18 protein-coding genes and 1 other annotated feature are annotated in these 18,682 nt (G+C 54.0%); of the genes, 7 read left to right on the top strand and 11 right to left on the bottom strand.

The features are described 5' to 3' along the window. Positions 1-11: 11 nt before the first annotated feature. The 3 genes from ABID47_RS09360 to ABID47_RS09350 form a co-directional block, all read right to left on the bottom strand. Positions 12-1,574, bottom strand: a complete 1,563-nt coding sequence (locus ABID47_RS09360) for a 2-isopropylmalate synthase (protein WP_354496127.1) — start codon at positions 1,572-1,574, stop codon at positions 12-14. A gap of 93 nt (positions 1,575-1,667) precedes the next feature. Further along, positions 1,668-1,903: a binding site (T-box leader), on the bottom strand. A gap of 82 nt (positions 1,904-1,985) precedes the next feature. Next, the gene (locus tag ABID47_RS09355; RefSeq protein WP_354496125.1) at positions 1,986-2,513 is read right to left on the bottom strand and encodes a PadR family transcriptional regulator; all 528 of its coding nucleotides are present in this window, start codon (positions 2,511-2,513) and stop codon (positions 1,986-1,988) included. A gap of 69 nt (positions 2,514-2,582) precedes the next feature. Beyond that, positions 2,583-3,740, bottom strand: a complete 1,158-nt coding sequence (locus ABID47_RS09350; protein ID WP_354496123.1) for a YhgE/Pip domain-containing protein — start codon at positions 3,738-3,740, stop codon at positions 2,583-2,585. A gap of 188 nt (positions 3,741-3,928) precedes the next feature. Here ABID47_RS09350 and ABID47_RS09345 point away from each other — a divergent pair, with 188 nt between their 5' ends. After that, a complete protein-coding gene (locus tag ABID47_RS09345) occupies positions 3,929-4,366 on the top strand; it encodes a GNAT family N-acetyltransferase (RefSeq protein WP_354496121.1) in 438 nt (145 codons plus the stop codon). Between the two features lie 76 nt (positions 4,367-4,442). Here the strand turns inward: ABID47_RS09345 and ABID47_RS09340 are convergent, their stop codons facing one another. Further along, positions 4,443-4,649: a zinc ribbon domain-containing protein gene (locus ABID47_RS09340; RefSeq protein WP_089545849.1), complete on the bottom strand. Its 207-nt coding sequence runs from the start codon at positions 4,647-4,649 to the stop codon at positions 4,443-4,445. Positions 4,650-4,949: 300 nt separating this feature from the next. Between ABID47_RS09340 and ABID47_RS09335 the strand changes: the two genes are divergently transcribed. The 3 genes from ABID47_RS09335 (at position 4,950) to ABID47_RS09325 (ending at position 7,788) form a co-directional block, all read left to right on the top strand. Next, entirely contained in the window at positions 4,950-5,525 is a 576-nt protein-coding gene (locus tag ABID47_RS09335) for a sigma-70 family RNA polymerase sigma factor (RefSeq protein ID WP_354496119.1), read from the top strand. After that, a complete protein-coding gene (locus tag ABID47_RS09330; RefSeq protein WP_354496117.1) occupies positions 5,515-6,585 on the top strand; it encodes a hypothetical protein in 1,071 nt (356 codons plus the stop codon). The genes ABID47_RS09335 and ABID47_RS09330 overlap by 11 nt, the downstream gene beginning before the upstream one ends. A 219-nt stretch (positions 6,586-6,804) precedes the next feature. Then, positions 6,805-7,788 carry a glycoside hydrolase family 43 protein gene (locus ABID47_RS09325; RefSeq protein ID WP_354496115.1) on the top strand — a complete coding sequence of 328 codons (984 nt, stop codon included), beginning with the start codon at positions 6,805-6,807 and terminating at the stop codon, positions 7,786-7,788. 138 nt (positions 7,789-7,926) lie between these two features. Here the strand turns inward: ABID47_RS09325 and ABID47_RS09320 are convergent, their stop codons facing one another. From ABID47_RS09320 to ABID47_RS09305, 4 genes are all read right to left on the bottom strand, one after another. Then, the gene (locus ABID47_RS09320) at positions 7,927-8,382 is read right to left on the bottom strand and encodes an SRPBCC domain-containing protein (RefSeq protein WP_116232308.1); all 456 of its coding nucleotides are present in this window, start codon (positions 8,380-8,382) and stop codon (positions 7,927-7,929) included. 120 nt (positions 8,383-8,502) lie between these two features. Continuing rightward, the gene (locus ABID47_RS09315; RefSeq protein ID WP_354496113.1) at positions 8,503-9,495 is read right to left on the bottom strand and encodes a quinone oxidoreductase family protein; all 993 of its coding nucleotides are present in this window, start codon (positions 9,493-9,495) and stop codon (positions 8,503-8,505) included. A gap of 19 nt (positions 9,496-9,514) precedes the next feature. Next, complete coding sequence (locus ABID47_RS09310; protein ID WP_354496111.1) at positions 9,515-10,744, bottom strand: MFS transporter; 1,230 nt, start codon at positions 10,742-10,744, stop codon at positions 9,515-9,517. A gap of 133 nt (positions 10,745-10,877) precedes the next feature. Next, positions 10,878-11,729: a helix-turn-helix transcriptional regulator gene (locus ABID47_RS09305; RefSeq protein ID WP_354496109.1), complete on the bottom strand. Its 852-nt coding sequence runs from the start codon at positions 11,727-11,729 to the stop codon at positions 10,878-10,880. 137 nt (positions 11,730-11,866) lie between these two features. Between ABID47_RS09305 and ABID47_RS09300 the strand changes: the two genes are divergently transcribed. Then, the gene (locus ABID47_RS09300; RefSeq protein ID WP_354496107.1) at positions 11,867-12,778 is read left to right on the top strand and encodes an alpha/beta hydrolase; all 912 of its coding nucleotides are present in this window, start codon (positions 11,867-11,869) and stop codon (positions 12,776-12,778) included. A gap of 77 nt (positions 12,779-12,855) precedes the next feature. Beyond that, the gene (shc, locus tag ABID47_RS09295) at positions 12,856-14,790 is read left to right on the top strand and encodes a squalene--hopene cyclase (protein ID WP_354496105.1); all 1,935 of its coding nucleotides are present in this window, start codon (positions 12,856-12,858) and stop codon (positions 14,788-14,790) included. 55 nt (positions 14,791-14,845) lie between these two features. Here shc and ABID47_RS09290 read toward each other — a convergent pair whose 3' ends face one another. The 3 genes from ABID47_RS09290 to ABID47_RS09280 form a co-directional block, all read right to left on the bottom strand. Next, positions 14,846-15,319 (bottom strand): PAS domain S-box protein, encoded by a 474-nt coding sequence (locus tag ABID47_RS09290; RefSeq protein WP_354496103.1) that lies wholly within the window; start codon positions 15,317-15,319, stop codon positions 14,846-14,848. A gap of 1 nt (position 15,320) precedes the next feature. Further along, complete coding sequence (locus ABID47_RS09285) at positions 15,321-16,160, bottom strand: alpha/beta fold hydrolase (protein ID WP_354496101.1); 840 nt, start codon at positions 16,158-16,160, stop codon at positions 15,321-15,323. Positions 16,161-16,319: 159 nt separating this feature from the next. Beyond that, positions 16,320-17,768 (bottom strand): aminotransferase-like domain-containing protein, encoded by a 1,449-nt coding sequence (locus ABID47_RS09280; protein WP_354496099.1) that lies wholly within the window; start codon positions 17,766-17,768, stop codon positions 16,320-16,322. A gap of 126 nt (positions 17,769-17,894) precedes the next feature. Here ABID47_RS09280 and ABID47_RS09275 point away from each other — a divergent pair, with 126 nt between their 5' ends. Then, entirely contained in the window at positions 17,895-18,512 is a 618-nt protein-coding gene (locus tag ABID47_RS09275; protein WP_354496097.1) for a LysE/ArgO family amino acid transporter, read from the top strand. The last annotated feature ends 170 nt before the right edge of the window (positions 18,513-18,682 follow it).

Genomic DNA, 18,682 nt, shown 5'->3' with positions numbered 1-18,682 from the left:
TATGCCTCCTTTTACTCGCTTGCGCTCTGCACAGCCGCCTGCGGCTCGCCTGGTGCGTCCAGGACGGCGGCGTTGATGCCGTTGAGGAACGCCAGCGCGCTCGCCTTGATAATGTCGGTATCCATCGCCCGTCCCGAATAAGTTTTGCCCTGATATTCCAGCCGGATGTTGACGCGGCCAATCGCCTCTTTGCCCCGCGACAGGCTGTTAATTTTATAATCCCTCAGCTGCACGTCAAGTCCGACCAAGGCCTTGATCGCGCTGTACAGCGCATCGATCGGTCCGTCCCCGACCTTGCTGTCCGTATAGCTTTCGCCGCCTTTTTTCAGCTGGACGGTCGCCGTCGGCACAAGGTCGTTGGTCACAACCTGGAAGGATTCCAACTCATACAGATGGCTGGTGCCTTGATCGATCTTGCGGTGCTCGGTCACCAGGTAGAATACGTCATGGTCGTACACTTCCTTTTTGGCGTCGGCCAGCTGCAGAAACTTCGCAAACAGCTCCTCAAAATCGTTTGGATTGCTCGTGTCGAAGCCGATCTTTTCTACTGCATTTCTGAACGCATGCCGTCCAGAACGGGCGGTCAGGATCAATTCCATGCTCTCAGCCCCGACTTCCTCCGGCGACATGATTTCGTACACGTTTTTATCTTTCAGCAGCCCATCCTGATGAATGCCGGACGAGTGGGCAAAGGCGTTTTCGCCCGTAATCGCCTTGTTGACCTGCACGTCCAGGCCCGTCAAATGCGTCAGCAGCCGGGAGGTGCGCAGTATTTCCTTCAGTTGGATCTGGGTATGGCAGTTAAAATGATTCTCCCGCACCTTCAGCCCCATCACCACTTCCTCAAGTGAGGTGTTGCCGGCGCGTTCGCCAAGCCCGTTGATGGTGCACTCCACCTTCTCGGCCCCGTTCTTGATGGCGGCCAGCGTGTTTGCCGTGGCCAGCCCCAGGTCGTTATGGCAGTGCACGCTCAGGACGACCTTGTCGTTCAGGTTTTTCAGCCGGTCGTTGATTTTGCGGATCAGCTCGCCGAACTCTTCCGGAACGGCATAACCTACCGTGTCTGGAACGTTGATGATCGTCGCGCCGGCTTTGACCACCGCTTCGATCGTCTGCCACAGGTACTCGAATTCCGACCGGGACGCATCCTCCGTGGAGTACTGCACCTCCGGCAGCAGCGTCTTCGCAAATTTGACCGCATCCACACCCATCTGCATGACGGCGTCTTTCGAGCGGCTGAACTTTTTCTCCACATGGATGTTGGACGTGCCCAGCACGATATGGATAAACGGATTTTGTGCCAGCTTGATGCTTTCATACACGCTTTCGATGTCGCTTTTCACTGCGCGGGCGAGCGCGGTTACAGAGACGCTGTCCCCCACGGTTCTGACGATTTCCTGCACGGCTTGAAAATCCCCCGCCGACGACGCAGGGAAGCCCGCCTCGATGATATCTACATTGAGGCGCTTCAGCTGCTGCGCGAATTCAACCTTCTGCTGCGTGTTGAGCTTGGCGCCAGGCACCTGCTCTCCGTCGCGTAACGTCGTGTCCAATACGATAATTTTGCGGTTCATCTGCTATTCCTCCCAAATGAGTGTAGTTTATATATATTTAAAGCGGTGCCGGCCAAACCCGGAATTTGGCCAACAAAAAAACCCCGTCTCTACGCTAGAGACGAGGTTTAACCCGCGGTACCACTCTAATTCATTTTCAGCAAAGCAAAAATGATCTTCTTCGATGGCAATCACCATCTATCCCTGTAACGGTGGAACTCCGGCAGACCCTACATTGTCAGGTGGCGGTTCATAGACGAGTTCGAAATGATCGACCATACCGCTTCGCACCACCCAGCGGCTCTCTGAAAAGTCACTTCACTTCTACTATTTCTAATCGAAACCTTTATGAGGTATGAAATTGTTAATTATATTATGGCATCCATTTGCTTTTGTCAACCCTGGATTTCCCAAAAAGTTGAAGCCAGGAGGTTAAGCAGAACGGAGATGTTCCATCAGCTTCCGGAGCCAGTTGGCGTCATTCGACAGGGCGTGGTAGGCGTGCTCGCTAATAAAAAGGGCCGAATCCCGATACCTGTCCGGAACCTCGGAAAAGCCGGGCCGCTCCTCGATCAGCCGGATTTTTTTCTCCAGCCGGGCGATGGACTCTTCGATGATGTAAGCCAGCTTATGCTTATCCACTTTATCCAGAAACAACAGGGATGAATACAGGCTCGTGATGCTCGTGAAATTTTGAAATACCGTGTAAATTTCCTCTTCCAGCGCCCTGCGGCCCTCGTCGGTAATGCCGTAGGTCGTTTTCTCCGGCCGGTTTTCGGATTGGACGACTTTGATTTTGCGGATGTAGCCCTTTTTCAGCAGGACCTCAAAATTGTAATACAGCGTCCCGTCGTTAATTGTGATCGTATTTTCCAGAGGCTTGAACACCTGTTTCTTGATGTCGTACGGATGGTGCTCCCCCTCGCTGAGCAAGCCGAGAATAAAGATCTGAAGCGACATTGCGATCCCCCTCATCATATGAAAAAAGGGCCGACAGGACCTTTTCCTGTCAGCCCATCCGATCTTATTTTACATGAATTGCGGTTCCGCTGCAGGCTCCTTTTCCGCCTTGGCCGTTTTGACCGGCTTAAACTGGTGAATGAACAGGTTGATGACGAGCGCACCTGCACCCACCAGGACCAAGCCGAGGACGTATTCCGCCGTTTTCCCGCCTCCAAAGAGCAGGTTGTAATCCAGATGAATCGTGTAGAACATCGGCGAAATGTGGCTGAAAGCCTTGAAAAATCCCGGCATCATCTCCGGCGGCAGCACGGCTCCGCCCGCAATCGTCTGCGACAGCAGCAGCGGCAGATTCAGCATCATGCCAGCCTGGCCGAGCAGCAGCACGCAAATGCTGGTGAACTCGATGGCGACGAGCATTTCCAGGGAGTGCACCATCCACATGTTCAGGAACGTCTCCGCCCCGTAGTTGTGGAAGCCGAAGTAAATGGCCAAGCCGACCAGCGGCGCGATCACGGACAGCACCACATGGACGCCCTGCAGGGACAGGAACGCTCTCCATTTGCCTACTTTGGCTTTCAGCTGATTCAGCGCTCCGGAGCTGATCATCGAATAAATCATCGCACCTACGTAGGACGCCATCGTCAGGAACATCGGTGCCATCTGATTATGCATGCCGGCAGGCGGCGTGTTCGTAGACACGATATTCGGCGTCACCTTCGACATCACGCCTTCGACCATCTGCTTGGATTGTTCCGCGGGCACCTTCATGCCCTGCAGCATGGCTTCAAAGCTCTGTGTCTGAATCTGCGTGCTGATCTTGGAGGATACCTGTGTCGCAATGCTCTGCATCGTGCTGTTGACCGAGGCCGGATTGGATTCGTTGATGAAAAAGTCCAGCTTCACCTGTTCGCCCTGGGCGGCCAGCTTCTGCGTAAAATCCTGCGGGATATGCATGATGAACTGAATATCGCGGTTATCCAGGTCCTTCTGCGCCTGCTCAAGCGATTCGTCCGTGACGACGTGCAGCGGCAGCTGCTTCTGCAGCTGCTCTACAAATTGTGCGCCCGACTGCTGGTCTTCATTCACGATCGCCATCGTCAAGCGGTCCACGTTTTTCGGAAGCGCGCTGTAACCGGACATGAAGATCCCGATCATGATCATTTGATAAAAAATCATCATGAAAATGCCGCCGAGGACGGCTTTATTTTTAAAATATGCTTTCAAACTCCACTCCACCTTTTCTCTTTACTTTGTTTTATATACTTTAATTAGAGTAATAAATTTAGAGTTAGATGTCAAATCGAGGCGCGGGTGACTGGAGTTAAGCGGCTAAACGCCAGTTATCTTCAAACGTGAACCACATCGGTATGGTAGAATATTTAATCATATTACTTGTGGGTCAGGTGAAAAGAATGAATGCGGATATCAAGGTAAGGCTGGCATCACTAACCGATGCAGAGGAACTCTCGAGGCTAAACCAAGCGTTTAACGGAGGTGACAAGCGGCCTCCCCATCAAATCATGGAGAGCCTGAAGATCAACAACGAATTAATTGCTGTAGCGGAAATAAAGGGCAAGGTCGTTGGTTTTGGTTGTGCCCAAAGTTTTCATTCATTTTGTTATGAAGAGCCGCAGGGGGAAATAACGGAACTGTATGTTGAAGAAGCCGCACGTAGGAGAGGAATTGCGGGTGCAATCATTTCATGTCTGGAAGAAAATCTCAGGGAACGTGGCGTAAAAAGCGTAAAAGTGTTGACTGGCAAGAGGAATGACGCTGCCATTAAAACGTATGAACATTGCAATTATGTTAAAGGCCACGAGCTGCTGTTGACCAAAAGGATAGAAGACTGACGATTTATTCAACAAAGACCGCCTTGGAAAAGGCGATCTTTTATCAAAGCCTGTGGAGGACGTGCTCCTCCACGGCTTAACCAAAGAACAGGTCGAGAATATTCGATCCCGTCGACGATTGCTTATTGTAAAATTCGGAATAGCCGCAATTTTCGCAATAGACGACAACAAATTGGTTGTGCTGGATATCAAACATCTTGGACAGGCCTGTGCCGGTCATGGCCACCTCTTTCGTTTTGGCGTTGCGGCTGCCGCATTTCACGCATCCCTGTTGTTCATTCATCTCTCATTACCTCCCTATTCGCGTTCGCGATTTGTATCCTAATACGGTTCGTGTTACGCATGGTTGCAAACCGTTACTCTTCCGAATACTTCCCCCGGCCCTTCTATTGGTATAATTCCTCCAAGGCGACGTTGTAATTCAGCCCTTCGATGCTCCAGACCTTCTTATAGACGTACTGATCCCTCGGAATCGGCTCGAAAAGATAATATTTATTTTTTATAGGATGATATAAACACCGAACCTTTTTTCCATCGAGCGACAATATAGGGTGTAAGCTGCTTACCCAGGAGGGCCCTCTGAATGCAAAACGAATCCATGTACCACGTGCTCACAAAAATGATCGAAGGAGATCAGCAGGCGTTTCACACATTGTATGATGCCACCTATCGGGACGTCTACCGGACCGTCTCTTTTCTGGTGGACCATCCGCAGGATCGCGAAGATATCATGAATGAGATTTACATGCAAATGTGGACCTCGCTTCCCAATTATGATCCGAATCGTCCTTTCCACTTCTGGCTGCACGGCTTGGTCATCCGCCAAGTGCAGAGATTCCGGATGAAAAGCTGGAGGAGGTTTCGAATTTTCGAACGCATTCGTGTCTTTTCCCGGGAAGAGCATCACTGGGATCAGCCCGCGGTGAACACTGATGGGACAGACCCCGAGATATCAAAGGCCATGTACAAGCTGACCGATAAACAGCGAACGGTGATCATTCTCCGCTTTTACCACGACTATACGCTGGAGGAGATTGCAACATTACTCGATATTCCGCTGGGAACCGTCAAGTCCAGATATCATGCCGGCCTGCAGTCGCTTCGAAAACACTTGGGAAACCTCCCCCTGGAAAGGATGGAAAAGAACAATGCCTATTGAAAGCCAAATCCGCGAATACCTGACCCGAGAGGCAAAGACCATGGAATGCCCCCCGGCTGTTTCCAAACGAATCGAACAATCCTATTCACAATACGTACAACGACAAAGGAGCAAAAAAACGATGAAAAAACGATGGATCGGCGGTATTGTTGCTGCCGCAATTATGATTCCAACCGCGGCATTCGCGGCCCCTCCCCTGATTGAAATGGCGACGAGAACACCGATGACGGCTGAACAAGTCAAGGTGGATGCGGTTGGCCAGGCAGCGCTTGACAAGCTGTATCGCTCTTACCCGGAAACCAAGTCCTTTGAAATCGTCGACGCCAGCCAGCTTGGAGGAAATCCCGCGAATGCAAGTCAGGGGAAAGCTATCCAAACCAGTATCGTGCTGCAGGAAAAGAGAGCTCACGGCAAAAAGATCCGGCTTGATCTGAACGGTATTACGGGTGAAATCGAACATGTGAATCAGGAGAACTGGCAGCCTCAGGAGAAGCCGGTCATCTCCTTAACCGATCAAGAAATCAAGTCGAAGGTCGATGATCTCATTAACAAACTGTACGGCAGCACCGGTAAGTACGAATACAGCATGGAGCCGATGCAGAATTCGGACTCAAAAACGTTGATATTGAACTATACGGAAAAGGGATCAACAACGCCGTTCTATCAGGCAATGGTTCAAGGGAATACGATCAGCGTTTCGCTGATCGGAGGCGGCCCTGCTCTATCCGTGGAAGGCTTTTTCACTACAAACGGCAAGCCTGACTATACTGCGGATGCCTTTTTAAACGATGAAAAGCTCTTTGCTTTACTTCACATGAGCCCGGCAGAATTGAAACAAGAATTGGCGAAGGGTGCAACTGTCGTCGAAATCGCAGCATCCAAAAAGATCTCCAAGCAACAAGTCATAGACGTCATCGCAAGTACTCAGGCTAAAAAACAAATCCAGGCCGATTCGCATGGAGGAGCTTCCGATGACGAGCGTGCGCTGGAACAATTGAAACAAATGGTTGAACCCAAAGTATTGCAAGTGATTGAACATAAAACGGAAACACCTTGGTAGAAAGAGCAGTACAGGCGCCAGAAATGGCGCCTGTTTTTTTGGGATGCTCCCCTATAGAACTGATCGTCTCAATAAGGGAACCATCCATTTTCTTAAAAACCTAAAATTTTGAGGAAAAGACCTATAAATCTTGTAGGTTTTTGACCCGGTTTGTTTGTTAAAATGGAAAGGAGCACCTATTGCAGCATCCATCCAACCACTGATTAAGGAGGAAACGAGATGACTCAGCCTGTGACACAGCGCGAGCCTTTGGTCACCCACATCTATACCGCCGACCCTTCGGCTCACGTGTTTGAAGGCAAATTGTATATTTACCCTTCCCACGACCTGGACCATGAGCACACGTCCAACGATAACGGGGACCAGTACGACATGGAGGACTACCACATCCTGTCCATGGACGATGCGAACTCTCCATGCCAGGACCACGGCGAGGCGCTGCATCTCCGCGATATCCCTTGGGCCAAGCAGCAGCTTTGGGCTCCGGATGCAGCCTATAAGAACAACACTTACTACCTCTTCTTTCCGGCACGTGATCACGAAAACATTTTCCGGATCGGCGTAGCCACCAGTTCCTCGCCCGCAGGGCCATTCACTCCGCAGCCGGAATATATTCCGGGCAGCTTCAGCATTGACCCGGCCGTTCTTATGGATGATGACGGAAGCGCTTTTATGTACTTCGGCGGGTTGTGGGGCGGCCAGCTGGAAAAATGGCAGACGGGCACCTTTGATCCGAACGCAGAAGGCCCGGCGGCCGACGAACCGGCGCTGGGGCCAAGAGTAGCCGAGCTGAGCGACGACCTGCTGACCTTCAAGGACGCACCACGCGAAATCTCCATTCTTGATGAGAACGGCCAGCCGATTTTGGCAGGGGACGAGGAACGGAGATATTTTGAAGGACCGTGGGTACATAAGCATAACGGACTGTATTATCTGTCCTACTCGACCGGCACGACCCATAACATCGTATACGCTGTGAGCGAGAACCCGCAGGGACCTTTTACGTACAAAGGAAAAATCCTGACGCCGGTCATCGGCTGGACGACCCACCACTCGATCGTGCAGTTCCAGGATAAATGGTATTTGTTCTATCACGACAGCTCCCTGTCAGGCGGTGCGGACAACAAACGCTGCGTCAAATTCACCGAGCTGACGATCCATGAGGACGGTACGATCGAAACGATCGATCCGTACGGGAAGTAATTGCATGTGACACGCTCGAGGCAAAATGAAAAGGCTTACCTCCACCAAATGGAGATAAGCCTTTTTTTGTTTGCAGCGCCGTACAGGCATCACGAAATGGAAAGATAGATAAGCCGGCGATGTCCCTGCCGTCCGGGTCTACTCTGTCCCTTCGGCAAAATTCCGGATCGCGTCCATATAGGACGAGGCCGGATACTCTTGCTTGGCGTGTTCGTATCCCGGATTGCCTTCGGACCACGCACAAGTGAGCTCCAGCTTGGTCTGATCCCCTACCGGCGTCAATTGATAAGTCATATCGCAAAATACGGACTCATGCTGTTCATTGTACGCCGGAGCGGGATGCTGTTCATACGAGAATACGCGGTTCGGCTCGTACTGCTTCACGAATCCGTACACATGAAGTGTCCGATCCCCATCCGGCCCCGGTCCCCGGAATTCGACACGGGCTCCCGGCTCAAAGGTCGATTCGATGCTGGACCCGAACAACGTGGCGCGTGTACCTTCCGATGTGGCAATGGCCGCCCACACCCGCTCGGGCGGAGCTGCGATCAAGACTTCGTACGTCAAGCTGCTGCTTGATGGATTGACTGCCATTTCATTCACCTTCCATTGCTTGATAGGAACTGGTGTTGCTGGATCGTTTCATCCATTTTTTCACTTTAGCATGCAGGCTGGTTGAAGCCAATCTATTTTTTGCTTAAACGAAACGCATGTTCACTCATCCATCTTAAGCAGCAGCTTCCCGCGCGTGGATCCGGTCTCCAGAATACGAAGCGCTTCATTGGCTTCATGTGCCGGGTAAATCCCGAAGATGTCGGCATGGACTTCTTCCTTGGCCAGCATTTGCAGCGATTCATTGGCCCGTTGGCCTGCCCTCTCGGGGAACGCATCGCTGTATGTACCAAGCTGAAATCCGGCGACGGACAGATTTTTAAACCACAGCTCTTGGGTCGATTGCAGTGTATCCGGCTCCCCACCAGCGTTGCCAAGCACAACGAGCTGACCAAATGGCTTCATCACGTCAAGACTCGCCCTTCTCATGGCTCCACCTACGGGATCCAGTACGGCATCAACGCCTTGACCGCCGGTAGCCCTCATCGCCTCTTCGACGAATCCGGAGCGCACAAATAATTCATCGTACCCAATAGTGGAGGCCAGGCTCTTTTTACTTTCCGATCCAACCGTGCCCAACACCAAGCCGGCACCCAGCCGGCGGGCGACCTGGCCAAGGAAACTTCCCAGCCCTCCGGCAGCGGCATGGACCAACAGGCTTCCGCCTGTCTGCAGGCGGATCACGTCTTTCATCACGATCAGAGCCGTAGTCAAATTGACGATGGAAGCGGCAGCCACTGCCAGATCCAGGGTGGAATCGAGCTCTGCAAGCCGTACGGTCAGTTCGGGTCTGACCGATACCACCGTAGCAAATCCCCCAATCTCAGACAGCGTCATCGCCGCAACCGGCTCGCCTACACGGAAGCCCGTGACGCCTGCGCCTATTTCCCGCACATAGCCGGCAACCTCTAAACCGGGAACATAAGGCGGCTGAACGTGGTCAAATTCCCCTCTGGCCAGCATCACATCCACGAAGCCTACGCCGGCATACGCGACGTCGATGGTCAATCTGCCCGGTGCTGCAGACAGAGTCTTTACTTCTTTCAGGCGAAGGGCTTGCGCCTCCCCCGGTTGTTCTACGATTAGAGCTTTCATCAGGTGTACACTCCCCTTCCTAATTTTTAACTGGAATCGCCTGCTGCTGTTTTCGCCTAATCCTTCTGCGCCTCGTTTCCAGCAGGATCATGAAGACGATCAGCGTCAATCCCAATAGCGTAACCCCTCCGGAAAAAAGCGGTACTGCTCGAAGCCCAAACCGGCTGTCGATGACCATTCCTCCCAGCCAGGCCCCCACTGCGTTGCTGATATGCACCGCAGATACGTTCATGGTGGTGGCCAGATTTGGCGCTTCCTTTGCCTTGCTCATTACGAGGACGGTAAGACAGGGAAGAATGCCGAAGCTGAACACCCCCAGAAGAAAAATATCCGCCACGGCAAAAATCTTGCTTTCCAGCGTCACGGTAAGGGCAAAGAGGCATACTGCGAGCCCCGCGGTGATTCCGATCAGCGCAGGTCTCAAGCGCCAATCGGCCAACCTCCCTCCCGCTACATTGCCAAGGGTTACGCCAATGCCGAACAAAACCAGAATCCACGAAACGGAGCGGCCGTCAAACATGGCGATCTGCTCCAGAAGCGGAGCTACGTACGTAAAGGTCATAAACACGCCGCCAAAACATAAAGCGCTCACCAGCAGCGCGAGTAATACTTCCGGTTTGCCCAGAACGCCGATCTCCCGTTTCAGCGGCGCAGGCCGGGTGCTCAGATGGCCGGGAAGCAGCCGGAAGAGCCCCGCCAGCGCCGCAGCCCCGATGACGGCAATCGCTGCAAACGTATAACGCCAGCCAAAGGCATGGCCAACCCACGTACCAAAGGGAACGCCGGCGATGTTCGCTATGGAAGAGCCGCTGACGAGAACGGATATCGCCCAGGCCCTCCTATCGGCGGTCACCATCTCGGCCGCCATGACCGTCGCCACGCCGAAAAACGAGCCGTGCGTTAAGGACATCAAAATCCTCGCTGTCATCAGCACGGAGAAGTCTTGAGCGGATACGGCCAAAGCGTTGCTGATAACAAACAGCAGCATAAGGAGGAGAAGCAGCGTTTTCCGGGGCAAACGTCCCGTCAATATCATGATGAGCGGGGCGGTAACGGCAACGCCAAGCGAATAACCTGAAATGAGCAGCCCGGCATCCGATATCGTGACCTGCAGGTTCGAAGCGATGTCGGGCAGTATGCCCATGATCACGAATTCAGCCATGCCGATGGCAAATGCGCACAAGGAAAGCACCAATAGAGGGCGTAACGGTGAAGATAAAGGCCGGGGAACTTCAGGTGATGGTTTCATACAGACGCCTCCTTTCGGTAAATCACATTACGTTAAGGAGGCAGAGGGAACCAGATCAAATTTTTAACTAGTATAAAAACTAACAGGAAGCTTCAGGGCAAAAAGAAACCCGCACTTCGGCGAAAATATTCGCTTACATGCGGGCAGCGGGGCGAGTCTTCAACCATGCCTCCAGCTTTTCGGGCGTACGTGTCTCCGGCAGCGGCATATAGATGCAGCACATCAGATTTTCCAGATCATTGATTTGGGTAAACGTAATGATTTCAAAGTGCAGATGTCCCATTGCCGGGTGCTTCACTTCGATTCGCAGGCCGTTCTTTTCGGCTACTTCATGAAGAGGCCACCATTCGGCAAATTCTTTGCTGTTAGTGGTCAGTTCCTCAATGAGCCGGGTATACCAAGGCTGACCGGCCGAGCGGTCGTACAGCTTCCTGTAGAAGGAAAGCGCGATTTTGGTCGAGGGCTCCCAATTGATAATTTTGGTCCGAAATGCAGGATGCATAAAAGTAAGGCGAAGCATCTGCATGTCCTCGGGAGGTATCGCTGAAAAATCCGTCAAAATTTCGCAGGCGAGCTCGTTCCAGGCGATAAGGCGATTTTCCGGTCCGATGACGAAAAAGGGATACGGCGTGCTCGTCACCAAATTCATAAAGGCGGGCGACAGCCTGTATGCCGACATATCTCTGGATGGTACCGGATATCTCCCCGCAAGAAGATACAAATATTCACGCTCCGTAGGGCTCAGCTGGAGCGCAGAGGACAGGCGATCCAGTACCTCGGGCGATGCGGATACTTCCCGGCCCTGCTCTAACCATGTGTACCAAGTAATGCTTAAGTCGGCCAGCTGCGCCACTTCCTCCCGGCGGAGTCCTGGCGTTCTGCGGCGCGTATGTCCCTGCGGCAGCCCAAACTGCTCCGGTGTCAGCTGCGCTCGCCGGGCTTTCAGGAAATCTCCGATCGCTTTTCGGTTCAAACCGGCTTCCATCGGTCGAGTCCACTCCTATCCAGGTAGTTTTTATGCTAGTTACGTTTGCTACTGCCTTCAGTATAAACGGCATGTTAATCTCGCTTCAAGCCATGATGTCCCCTAACCAAATATCAGGAAAGAAAGGAACGGATTCTATGACACTGCATGCACAAGCCAAAAAATTTATACAGGATACGGCATCCCTGCCGCCCTCCCACACACTGGATCCTGTAGAGCTGCGCAAAATAGCCGCAGGAACCGTCATTTCAGATACGTTCGAGCTGGCATCGGTTCAAGATAGGAGCATCGAGGGGCCATACGGTGATCTGCCGCTGCGGATCTACCGGCCAGAGCGGGAAGGCGCGCTGCCCGTTATCGTATTCTATCACGGCGGAGGCTTCGTCATCTGCGATGTGCAGAAGTATGACCCGATGTGCCGCATGCTGGCGGCAGTAACCCGTTGTGCCGTCGTATCGGTGGACTACAGGCTAGCTCCCGAACATCCTTTTCCCGTCGCTCCGACAGAGGCCATCTTCGCCGCCAAGTGGGTGGCGGATCATGCCGGGGAGCTCGGATTTGACCCCTCCAAGCTGACCCTAGCGGGGGACAGCGCCGGTGGAAATCTGGCCGCCGTGGTTGCCCAGCAGCTGCGCGATTTGGGACAAGTCGATGTTGCTGGGCAAATATTAATTTGCCCCCTCACGGATTATTCGCAATGCTATGAATCGGAAGATCGATTTGCCGAAGGTTATTTTCTAAACCGTAACGTGCTGGATTACTTCAGGAAGCATTACTTAAAGGAGGGCACCGACCTTTCGAACCCGCTCGCATCGCCGATGCTGGGCCGGCTTGACGGCCTGCCGCAGACACTAATCATCACGGCCGAGTATGATCCGGTCCGCGACGAAGGGGAAGCGTATGGCAGACAGCTTGCGGAGGCCGGGGTCTTAGTCACATTCAGGCGTTATCCCGGCATGATTCACGGCTTCTACGCCATGACCGACCTGTTCGACGACGGCCGCCTCGTTTACGAGGATATCCGCAGATTTCTGCAAACCCTGGTATAATCAGCGGCTTTCTCATTTCTCCTTCCCCGCCGACATATATTGCTATCAATGGTCAACAAACGGAGGGAAGCGGCAAAATGAGCAATAGGCTAAGCACGGTAGATGAGGAGATCGGGCGTTTGACGGCCTATCTCCTGAAGACGCAGCAGCCGGACGGCTCCTGGCGGTTTTGCTTTGAAAACGGAATCGGCATCGACGCCTTCGTTATCATCCTCTTTCGTATTCTGGAGGCGGATCCGGAAGGTCTCATCCGGCAGCTTCACGACCGGATCTGCAAAAAGCAGCAGCCTGACGGATGCTGGAGGCTGTATCCCGATGAGGAAGAGGGCAGCTTATCGGCTTCGGTGGAGGCTTACTACGCCCTGCTTTGCTCCGGTTACAGCCGGCCGGAGGAGGAGCATATGCAGCGCGCCAAACGGTATATCCTTTCGCGTGGAGGAATCGGTAAGGTCGACAGCATTTTGACCAAGGCGATCCTGGCAGCGACGGGCCAGCGCCCATGGCCCCGGTCGATCTCCATGATCCCGCTGGAGGTGCTGCTGTTCCCCTCGTATTTTCCGATCAACTTTTTCGAATTTTCGGGCTATTCCAGGGTCCATCTCACACCGCTGCTGATCATGGCGGACCGGAAGTTTTCGGTTTCTCCGCCGGACGCTCCCGACCTCTCCGACCTTGCCTCCCCGCGCCTGGATGCCGACGAAGATGATCCGCTGCCGCCGGAGTACGAGGACATGCAGGCGGAACTCCACCGAGGGTTGAACAGGCTGATCGGTACACCGCGTTTCATCCATGAAGTCGCCGTGGAACGGGCCGAGCGGTTTATGCTGGATCGAATTGAGCCGGACGGCACTCTGTACAGCTACGCAAGCAGCACGATTCTGATGGTTCTGGCGCTGCTTGCCTTGGGCTATGAGCGGGAGCATCCCGTCATTATTGATGCCGTCAAAGGGCTGACTGCCATGCAGTGTCAGGCGGACGGAACAACTACGATCCAGAACTCGCCTTCCACCGTCTGGGACACCGCCCTGATCGCCGATGCCCTGCAGGAGGCCGGGGTTGCGGAGAATCATCCGGCCATCCGTCAGGCCGCCTCCTATTTACTGTCCCGACAGCAGGACAAACCGGCCGATTGGAGCCTCCATAACCCGGATACGGCTCCCGGCGGGTGGGGATTCTCCGAGTCGAACACGATCAACCCGGATGTGGATGACACAACGGCGGCGCTGCGCGCGATATCCCGCCTAACGGAAACAGACCCGCTGTACCGGGAAGCATGGAACCGCGGGCTGAATTGGGTGCTGTCGATGCAGAACCGTGACGGAGGCTGGCCAGCGTTCGAAAAGGATACCGACAAGCACATCCTGACCTGGCTCGCAATCGAAGGGGCCAAGTCCGCGGCCATCGATCCCTCCGAGGCGGATCTGACGGGCCGGACGCTGGAGTACCTCGGCCATTTTGCGGGTTTGACGCAGCGGCATGAGTTCATCCGGCGGGGCGCAAACTGGCTGATCCGGTACCAGGAAAAGGACGGCTCGTGGTACGGGCGCTGGGGAGTATGCTACATCTACGGCACCTGGGCGGCATTAACAGGATTGGCGGCTGCCGGTGTACCGGCCAGTCATGATGCGATCCATAAAGGCGTCCGTTGGCTTGAGCAGATCCAAAACCCGGACGGCGGATGGGGCGAATCCTGCCGGAGCGACCGGATCATGCGCTATGTCCCCCTCGGAGCGAGCACACCGTCGCAAACGGCCTGGGCTTTGGACGCGCTCATCGCCGTGCAGGAGCAGCCGTCGCCTTCCGTGGACCGGGGCGTCCAAAGGCTGACTTCCCTGCTGCAGCAGGACGGCGTCGGCGGCATGACGGCCTATCCGACGGGGGCCGGCCTTCCCGGCACCTTCTACTCCCGTTACCACAGCTACCGGTACATTTGGCCGCTACTGGCGCTGAGCCATTACAAGCGCAAATACGGCCATGCCGCCCCGGAAACACCAAAGCCGCCGGACCTCTGACAAGAGTCCGGCGGCTTTTTTCAAACCGTTTTTACTGAAATATGAAGTATTGTTCTTATTCCATTGAAGACGTTCCCTGTATCCGCTCCAGCTCATCGCGTTTCTGCCGGAGAAGGTTCTCGATCCGCTCAAGCTCTTCCCGCGCCCGGTTTGAAGCGCTCTCGGCTTGCTGGATCTGCTGTTCATATTCCATCCGCCGGCGCATGGGCATCAGCATGCAATCGTAGACCCATTCGCCATCCCGTTCCACTGCCGAAGCGTTAAGAAGCACGGGAAGGGCTTCTCCGCTGCTCGTCTTAAACGTCAAATACATCTCCTCGACGCCCCGGTTCAGCTTTATGAGCGGAAGAAAATAGAATTGAAAAAAAATCCGGCTGGAACGGGTCAACAGCGATTCGAAGCTGCTCCCGCACATTCCCCGTTTCTCATATCCCAGCATGCGGCACAGCGTGGCGTTGACTTCCTGAATAATGCGATTATCGGCCATGGTCACATATCCGCAAGGCACCTGATCCAATCGTTCGTCCATACTACCGTGTGGACTCGCTTGTCTGACAGGCTTTGGCCGAAGTCAAGTAGGCTTGAATCAGCTGAATCGTTTCATCGGGATGGCTCATGTGCGGACAATGGCCGGTGGCATCCATGAGCTGAAATTCGCTACCCGGCATGTGGGTATGGATATAAGCCCCTGCTTCCAGAGGCGCGATCACGTCCTCGGCGCATTGGAAAATCAAGGAAGGCACGGTTACCTTTCCAAGCGCCTCCCGGTAATCCGAGAGAAACGTCGCTTCGGCAAACCGCCGGGCCACCTTCGGATCGGTTGCGCAGAAGCTCTGCTCGAGCTCGCCGGACAACTCGGGACGACCCAGATTGCCCATGATGACAGGTGCCAGATAACTGGCCCAACCCTGATAGTTTTTGTCCATCATATCCATTAGAGCGAGCAAATCCTCGCGTTCAAAGCCTCCGATATAATCGGGAAGGTCGTTTAAATACCGTGCAGAAGGGCCTATCAGAATCAGCCGTTCAAAATATTCGGGTCTGCGGATGGAAGCGAGAATGCCGATCATGGCACCTACGGAATGACCTACGAAAATCGCGTCCCTTGCCCCCAGTGCCTCGCATATATCCAGCACATCCTGGGCATAGCCGTCCAGATCGCTGTAGCGGACCGGATTATACGCCCGTATGTCTGACCTGCCGGATCCGACAAAATCAAACAAGACCACTTTGTAATGATCTTCGAAAGCAGGTGCAACAAAACGCCACATGTTTTGGTCGCAGCCGAACCCATGGGCAAAAATCAAATACTGCGTGCCGCTCCCGGTGACTTGAACGTTGTTACGGACGAGAATCTGTTGATAGTCCATGTTGCTTCCTCCCGTATACACAGAGTTATTTTCATTAAATTGAAAGGCGATCATTCGACACTAAACTTCATTATACTGCTAAACTCATCCCTCGGGACAAGAGATTAACCATTCTTTTTGAAAGATGGAATCAAAATCCAGGACCACAAGGGTGAACCCTCACCTATACGCTTGAATCATTCCGGCCAGTCGAATCAATCCCCGCTCGAGGTCGTGAAGGGATGCATACGCATACGATAAGCGCAGATGCTGCCGGTCATGCCGGTCATAAATTTGCCCCGGGTTTAAGAGGATCCCCTCTTTCAGGGCCTGCTCGAACAGCTGGTGAACCGGGATGGGAACGTGCAGCCGCAGCCAAATGTAAAACCCGCCTCCGGGTACCTCCCACGTTGCCATATCTTGAAAATATTGCTGAAGGATCGAGAGGGCAAAATCTCTGCGCAGCTTCAGCTTCTGCCGGATATCGGCAAGATGCGGCTCGTACCGGCCTGTGCTCAGCCACTCCGCTACGGCATATTGGGACAGCGAGCTGGCGCCGTAGTCAGTTTGCATTTTGATGTCGGCCAGCCGGTCGATGACCGGTTCCGGCCCGGCCACCCAGCCGATCCGCAGTCCCGGGCCAAGCGTTTTGGACATGCTGCCCATATAGAGGACAAGGCCCTGCGGATCGGCCGACTTGAGCGGCGGGGGCGGCGGTGCGTCCAGCCACAAATCTCCGTATACGTCATCCTCGATGACCGGCAGCCGCTCCAAGGACGCAGCCTTCATCAGCTCTGCCCGGCGCTTCCCTGACATGACCCGTCCGGTTGGGTTATGGAAGCTCGGGATCGTATACAGCAGCCCTGCCTGATGCTGACGTTTGGCCGGTCCCACCGCATCCGGACGAATCCCTTCCAGGTCCATCGGAACGCCGGCGAGCCGGATCCCTGCCGACTGAAACACGTGGATCGAGTTCAGATAGGACGGAGTTTCCGTCAGAACCGTCGAACCGGGCTGGAGCAGACCGACCGATATCAGCTGCAATCCTTGCAGTGCACCCGACACGATCAGAATCGACGACGGGGAAGCGGAGATTCCCTTGGACCGTAAATATTCGCTGAGCGTTTCCCGGAGGAACCGGCTTCCTTTCGGCTCGGAATACCCCAGCGACAAATGCCCACCGGTCCCCTTCCCGATGACTTCCTGCATATGGGCTGCAGGGAGCAGCTCAGGCGACAGCTCTCCCGTTCCAAGCCGGATGATGTCCACCCTGGCCTCGGCCTGGTTAATTCGCTGAATCAGCTGGATGTTGGGCGGATAAGCCCCTGCCCGGACGTAGCGGTTCCAGTCGGGAGCCGGACCAGCCGCAAGCAGATTCCACGTATTGTTGACCACCACGGTTCCTTGTCCAACCTTGGATTCGATGAGCCCATTGGCCGCAAGCTCTCCGAGCGCATAGACCACCGTGCTGCGGTTCACTTGAAACCGGACAGCCAGTTCCCGCTGTGGAGGGATTCTCGTGCCGACAGGCCATTCCCCGTTCATGATTTTCCCCTGCATATATTCGTAAATCTGCCGGTGAAGCGGCACCGGAGACGACTTGTCCAAATGCCATTCCTCGTAACGCATAGACCCTCTTCCTATCATGATTGATTTCGTTTATTCTAACAGATTGGTTGGGTCTTTAACCAACCAATTGGATGGAGACCTAGAGTGGCGCCTTCGATAAAATAGGGACATTACAGGAGGAATGATATGATACATGCCCTATTTCACGGATTTATATTGGCCCTTGGGCTGATTTTGCCGCTCGGCGTTCAAAACCTGTTTGTGTTCGGTCAAGGCGCCGCCCACACCCGCTTGAGCCGGGCACTGCCGGCTGTCATTGCCGCCTCCCTTTGCGATACGCTGCTGATCTCCCTGGCGATCATGGGCGTTTCCGTCGTCGTGCTCGAATATGCCTGGATCAGAACGGTCCTATTGGGGCTGGGGATTCCTTTCCTGCTGTACATGGGCTACGTCACGTTAACCAGCAAACCGACCGTCCATAACGGGGAGGACACCCGTTCTTTATCGACTCGAAAGCAAATCGCTTTTGCCGTATCGGTATCCCTGCTCAATCCCCATGCGATTCTGGACACCGTCGGCGTGGTAGGCACAAGCTCCTTAAACTATACCGGCTGGGAAAAGCTGGCGTTCGGCGCGGCATGCGTCATCGTCTCCTGGGTATGGTTCGCCGGACTCGCCGCGGCGGGACGGGCCGCCAGAAACCTCGATTCGACAGGCAGGCTCAGATCGTGGCTGAACCTCCTGTCCGCCGTCATTATGTGGGTTACGGCCACTTATTTGGCTTTCAGCCTGTTTAGGGGATGATGACGAAGAGTGAAGGATCCGGAGGGTCCAATGAGATCAACGCAGGTTAGTTCAAAGCAGGTCCAAACAGGCTCAAGTAACACGAGATTCACTTAGTATACTTTTTTTCAGTGCTTACCAGAAACCGAAAGAAGAATTATAATGTTACCGAATCCACCAGGAAAAGGAGG

Source organism: Paenibacillus favisporus, assembly GCF_040545415.1.
Taxonomy (GTDB): Bacteria; Bacillota; Bacilli; order Paenibacillales; family Paenibacillaceae; genus Paenibacillus_AQ; species Paenibacillus_AQ favisporus.
Note: the sequence above shows the minus strand (reverse complement) of the source record. Positions and strands in the feature narration are given on the sequence as shown.

Excerpts from the sequence above, each read along its gene's own strand:
- ABID47_RS09360 (WP_354496127.1), bottom strand. The coding sequence starts at position 1,574 with ATGAACCGCAAAATTATCGTATTGGACACGACGTTACGCGACGGAGAG.
- ABID47_RS09335 (WP_354496119.1), top strand. The coding sequence starts at position 4,950 with ATGCAAAACGAATCCATGTACCACGTGCTCACAAAAATGATCGAAGGA.
- ABID47_RS09290 (WP_354496103.1), bottom strand. The coding sequence starts at position 15,319 with ATGGACGAACGATTGGATCAGGTGCCTTGCGGATATGTGACCATGGCC.
- ABID47_RS09320 (WP_116232308.1), bottom strand. The coding sequence starts at position 8,382 with ATGGCAGTCAATCCATCAAGCAGCAGCTTGACGTACGAAGTCTTGATC.
- ABID47_RS09325 (WP_354496115.1), top strand. The coding sequence starts at position 6,805 with ATGACTCAGCCTGTGACACAGCGCGAGCCTTTGGTCACCCACATCTAT.
- ABID47_RS09300 (WP_354496107.1), top strand. The coding sequence starts at position 11,867 with ATGACACTGCATGCACAAGCCAAAAAATTTATACAGGATACGGCATCC.
- shc (WP_354496105.1), top strand. The coding sequence starts at position 12,856 with ATGAGCAATAGGCTAAGCACGGTAGATGAGGAGATCGGGCGTTTGACG.
- ABID47_RS09315 (WP_354496113.1), bottom strand. The coding sequence starts at position 9,495 with ATGAAAGCTCTAATCGTAGAACAACCGGGGGAGGCGCAAGCCCTTCGC.
- ABID47_RS09310 (WP_354496111.1), bottom strand. The coding sequence starts at position 10,744 with ATGAAACCATCACCTGAAGTTCCCCGGCCTTTATCTTCACCGTTACGC.
- ABID47_RS09345 (WP_354496121.1), top strand. The coding sequence starts at position 3,929 with ATGAATGCGGATATCAAGGTAAGGCTGGCATCACTAACCGATGCAGAG.
- ABID47_RS09340 (WP_089545849.1), bottom strand. The coding sequence starts at position 4,649 with ATGAATGAACAACAGGGATGCGTGAAATGCGGCAGCCGCAACGCCAAA.
- ABID47_RS09355 (WP_354496125.1), bottom strand. The coding sequence starts at position 2,513 with ATGTCGCTTCAGATCTTTATTCTCGGCTTGCTCAGCGAGGGGGAGCAC.
- ABID47_RS09275 (WP_354496097.1), top strand. The coding sequence starts at position 17,895 with ATGATACATGCCCTATTTCACGGATTTATATTGGCCCTTGGGCTGATT.
- ABID47_RS09280 (WP_354496099.1), bottom strand. The coding sequence starts at position 17,768 with ATGCGTTACGAGGAATGGCATTTGGACAAGTCGTCTCCGGTGCCGCTT.
- ABID47_RS09285 (WP_354496101.1), bottom strand. The coding sequence starts at position 16,160 with ATGGACTATCAACAGATTCTCGTCCGTAACAACGTTCAAGTCACCGGG.
- ABID47_RS09305 (WP_354496109.1), bottom strand. The coding sequence starts at position 11,729 with ATGGAAGCCGGTTTGAACCGAAAAGCGATCGGAGATTTCCTGAAAGCC.
- ABID47_RS09330 (WP_354496117.1), top strand. The coding sequence starts at position 5,515 with ATGCCTATTGAAAGCCAAATCCGCGAATACCTGACCCGAGAGGCAAAG.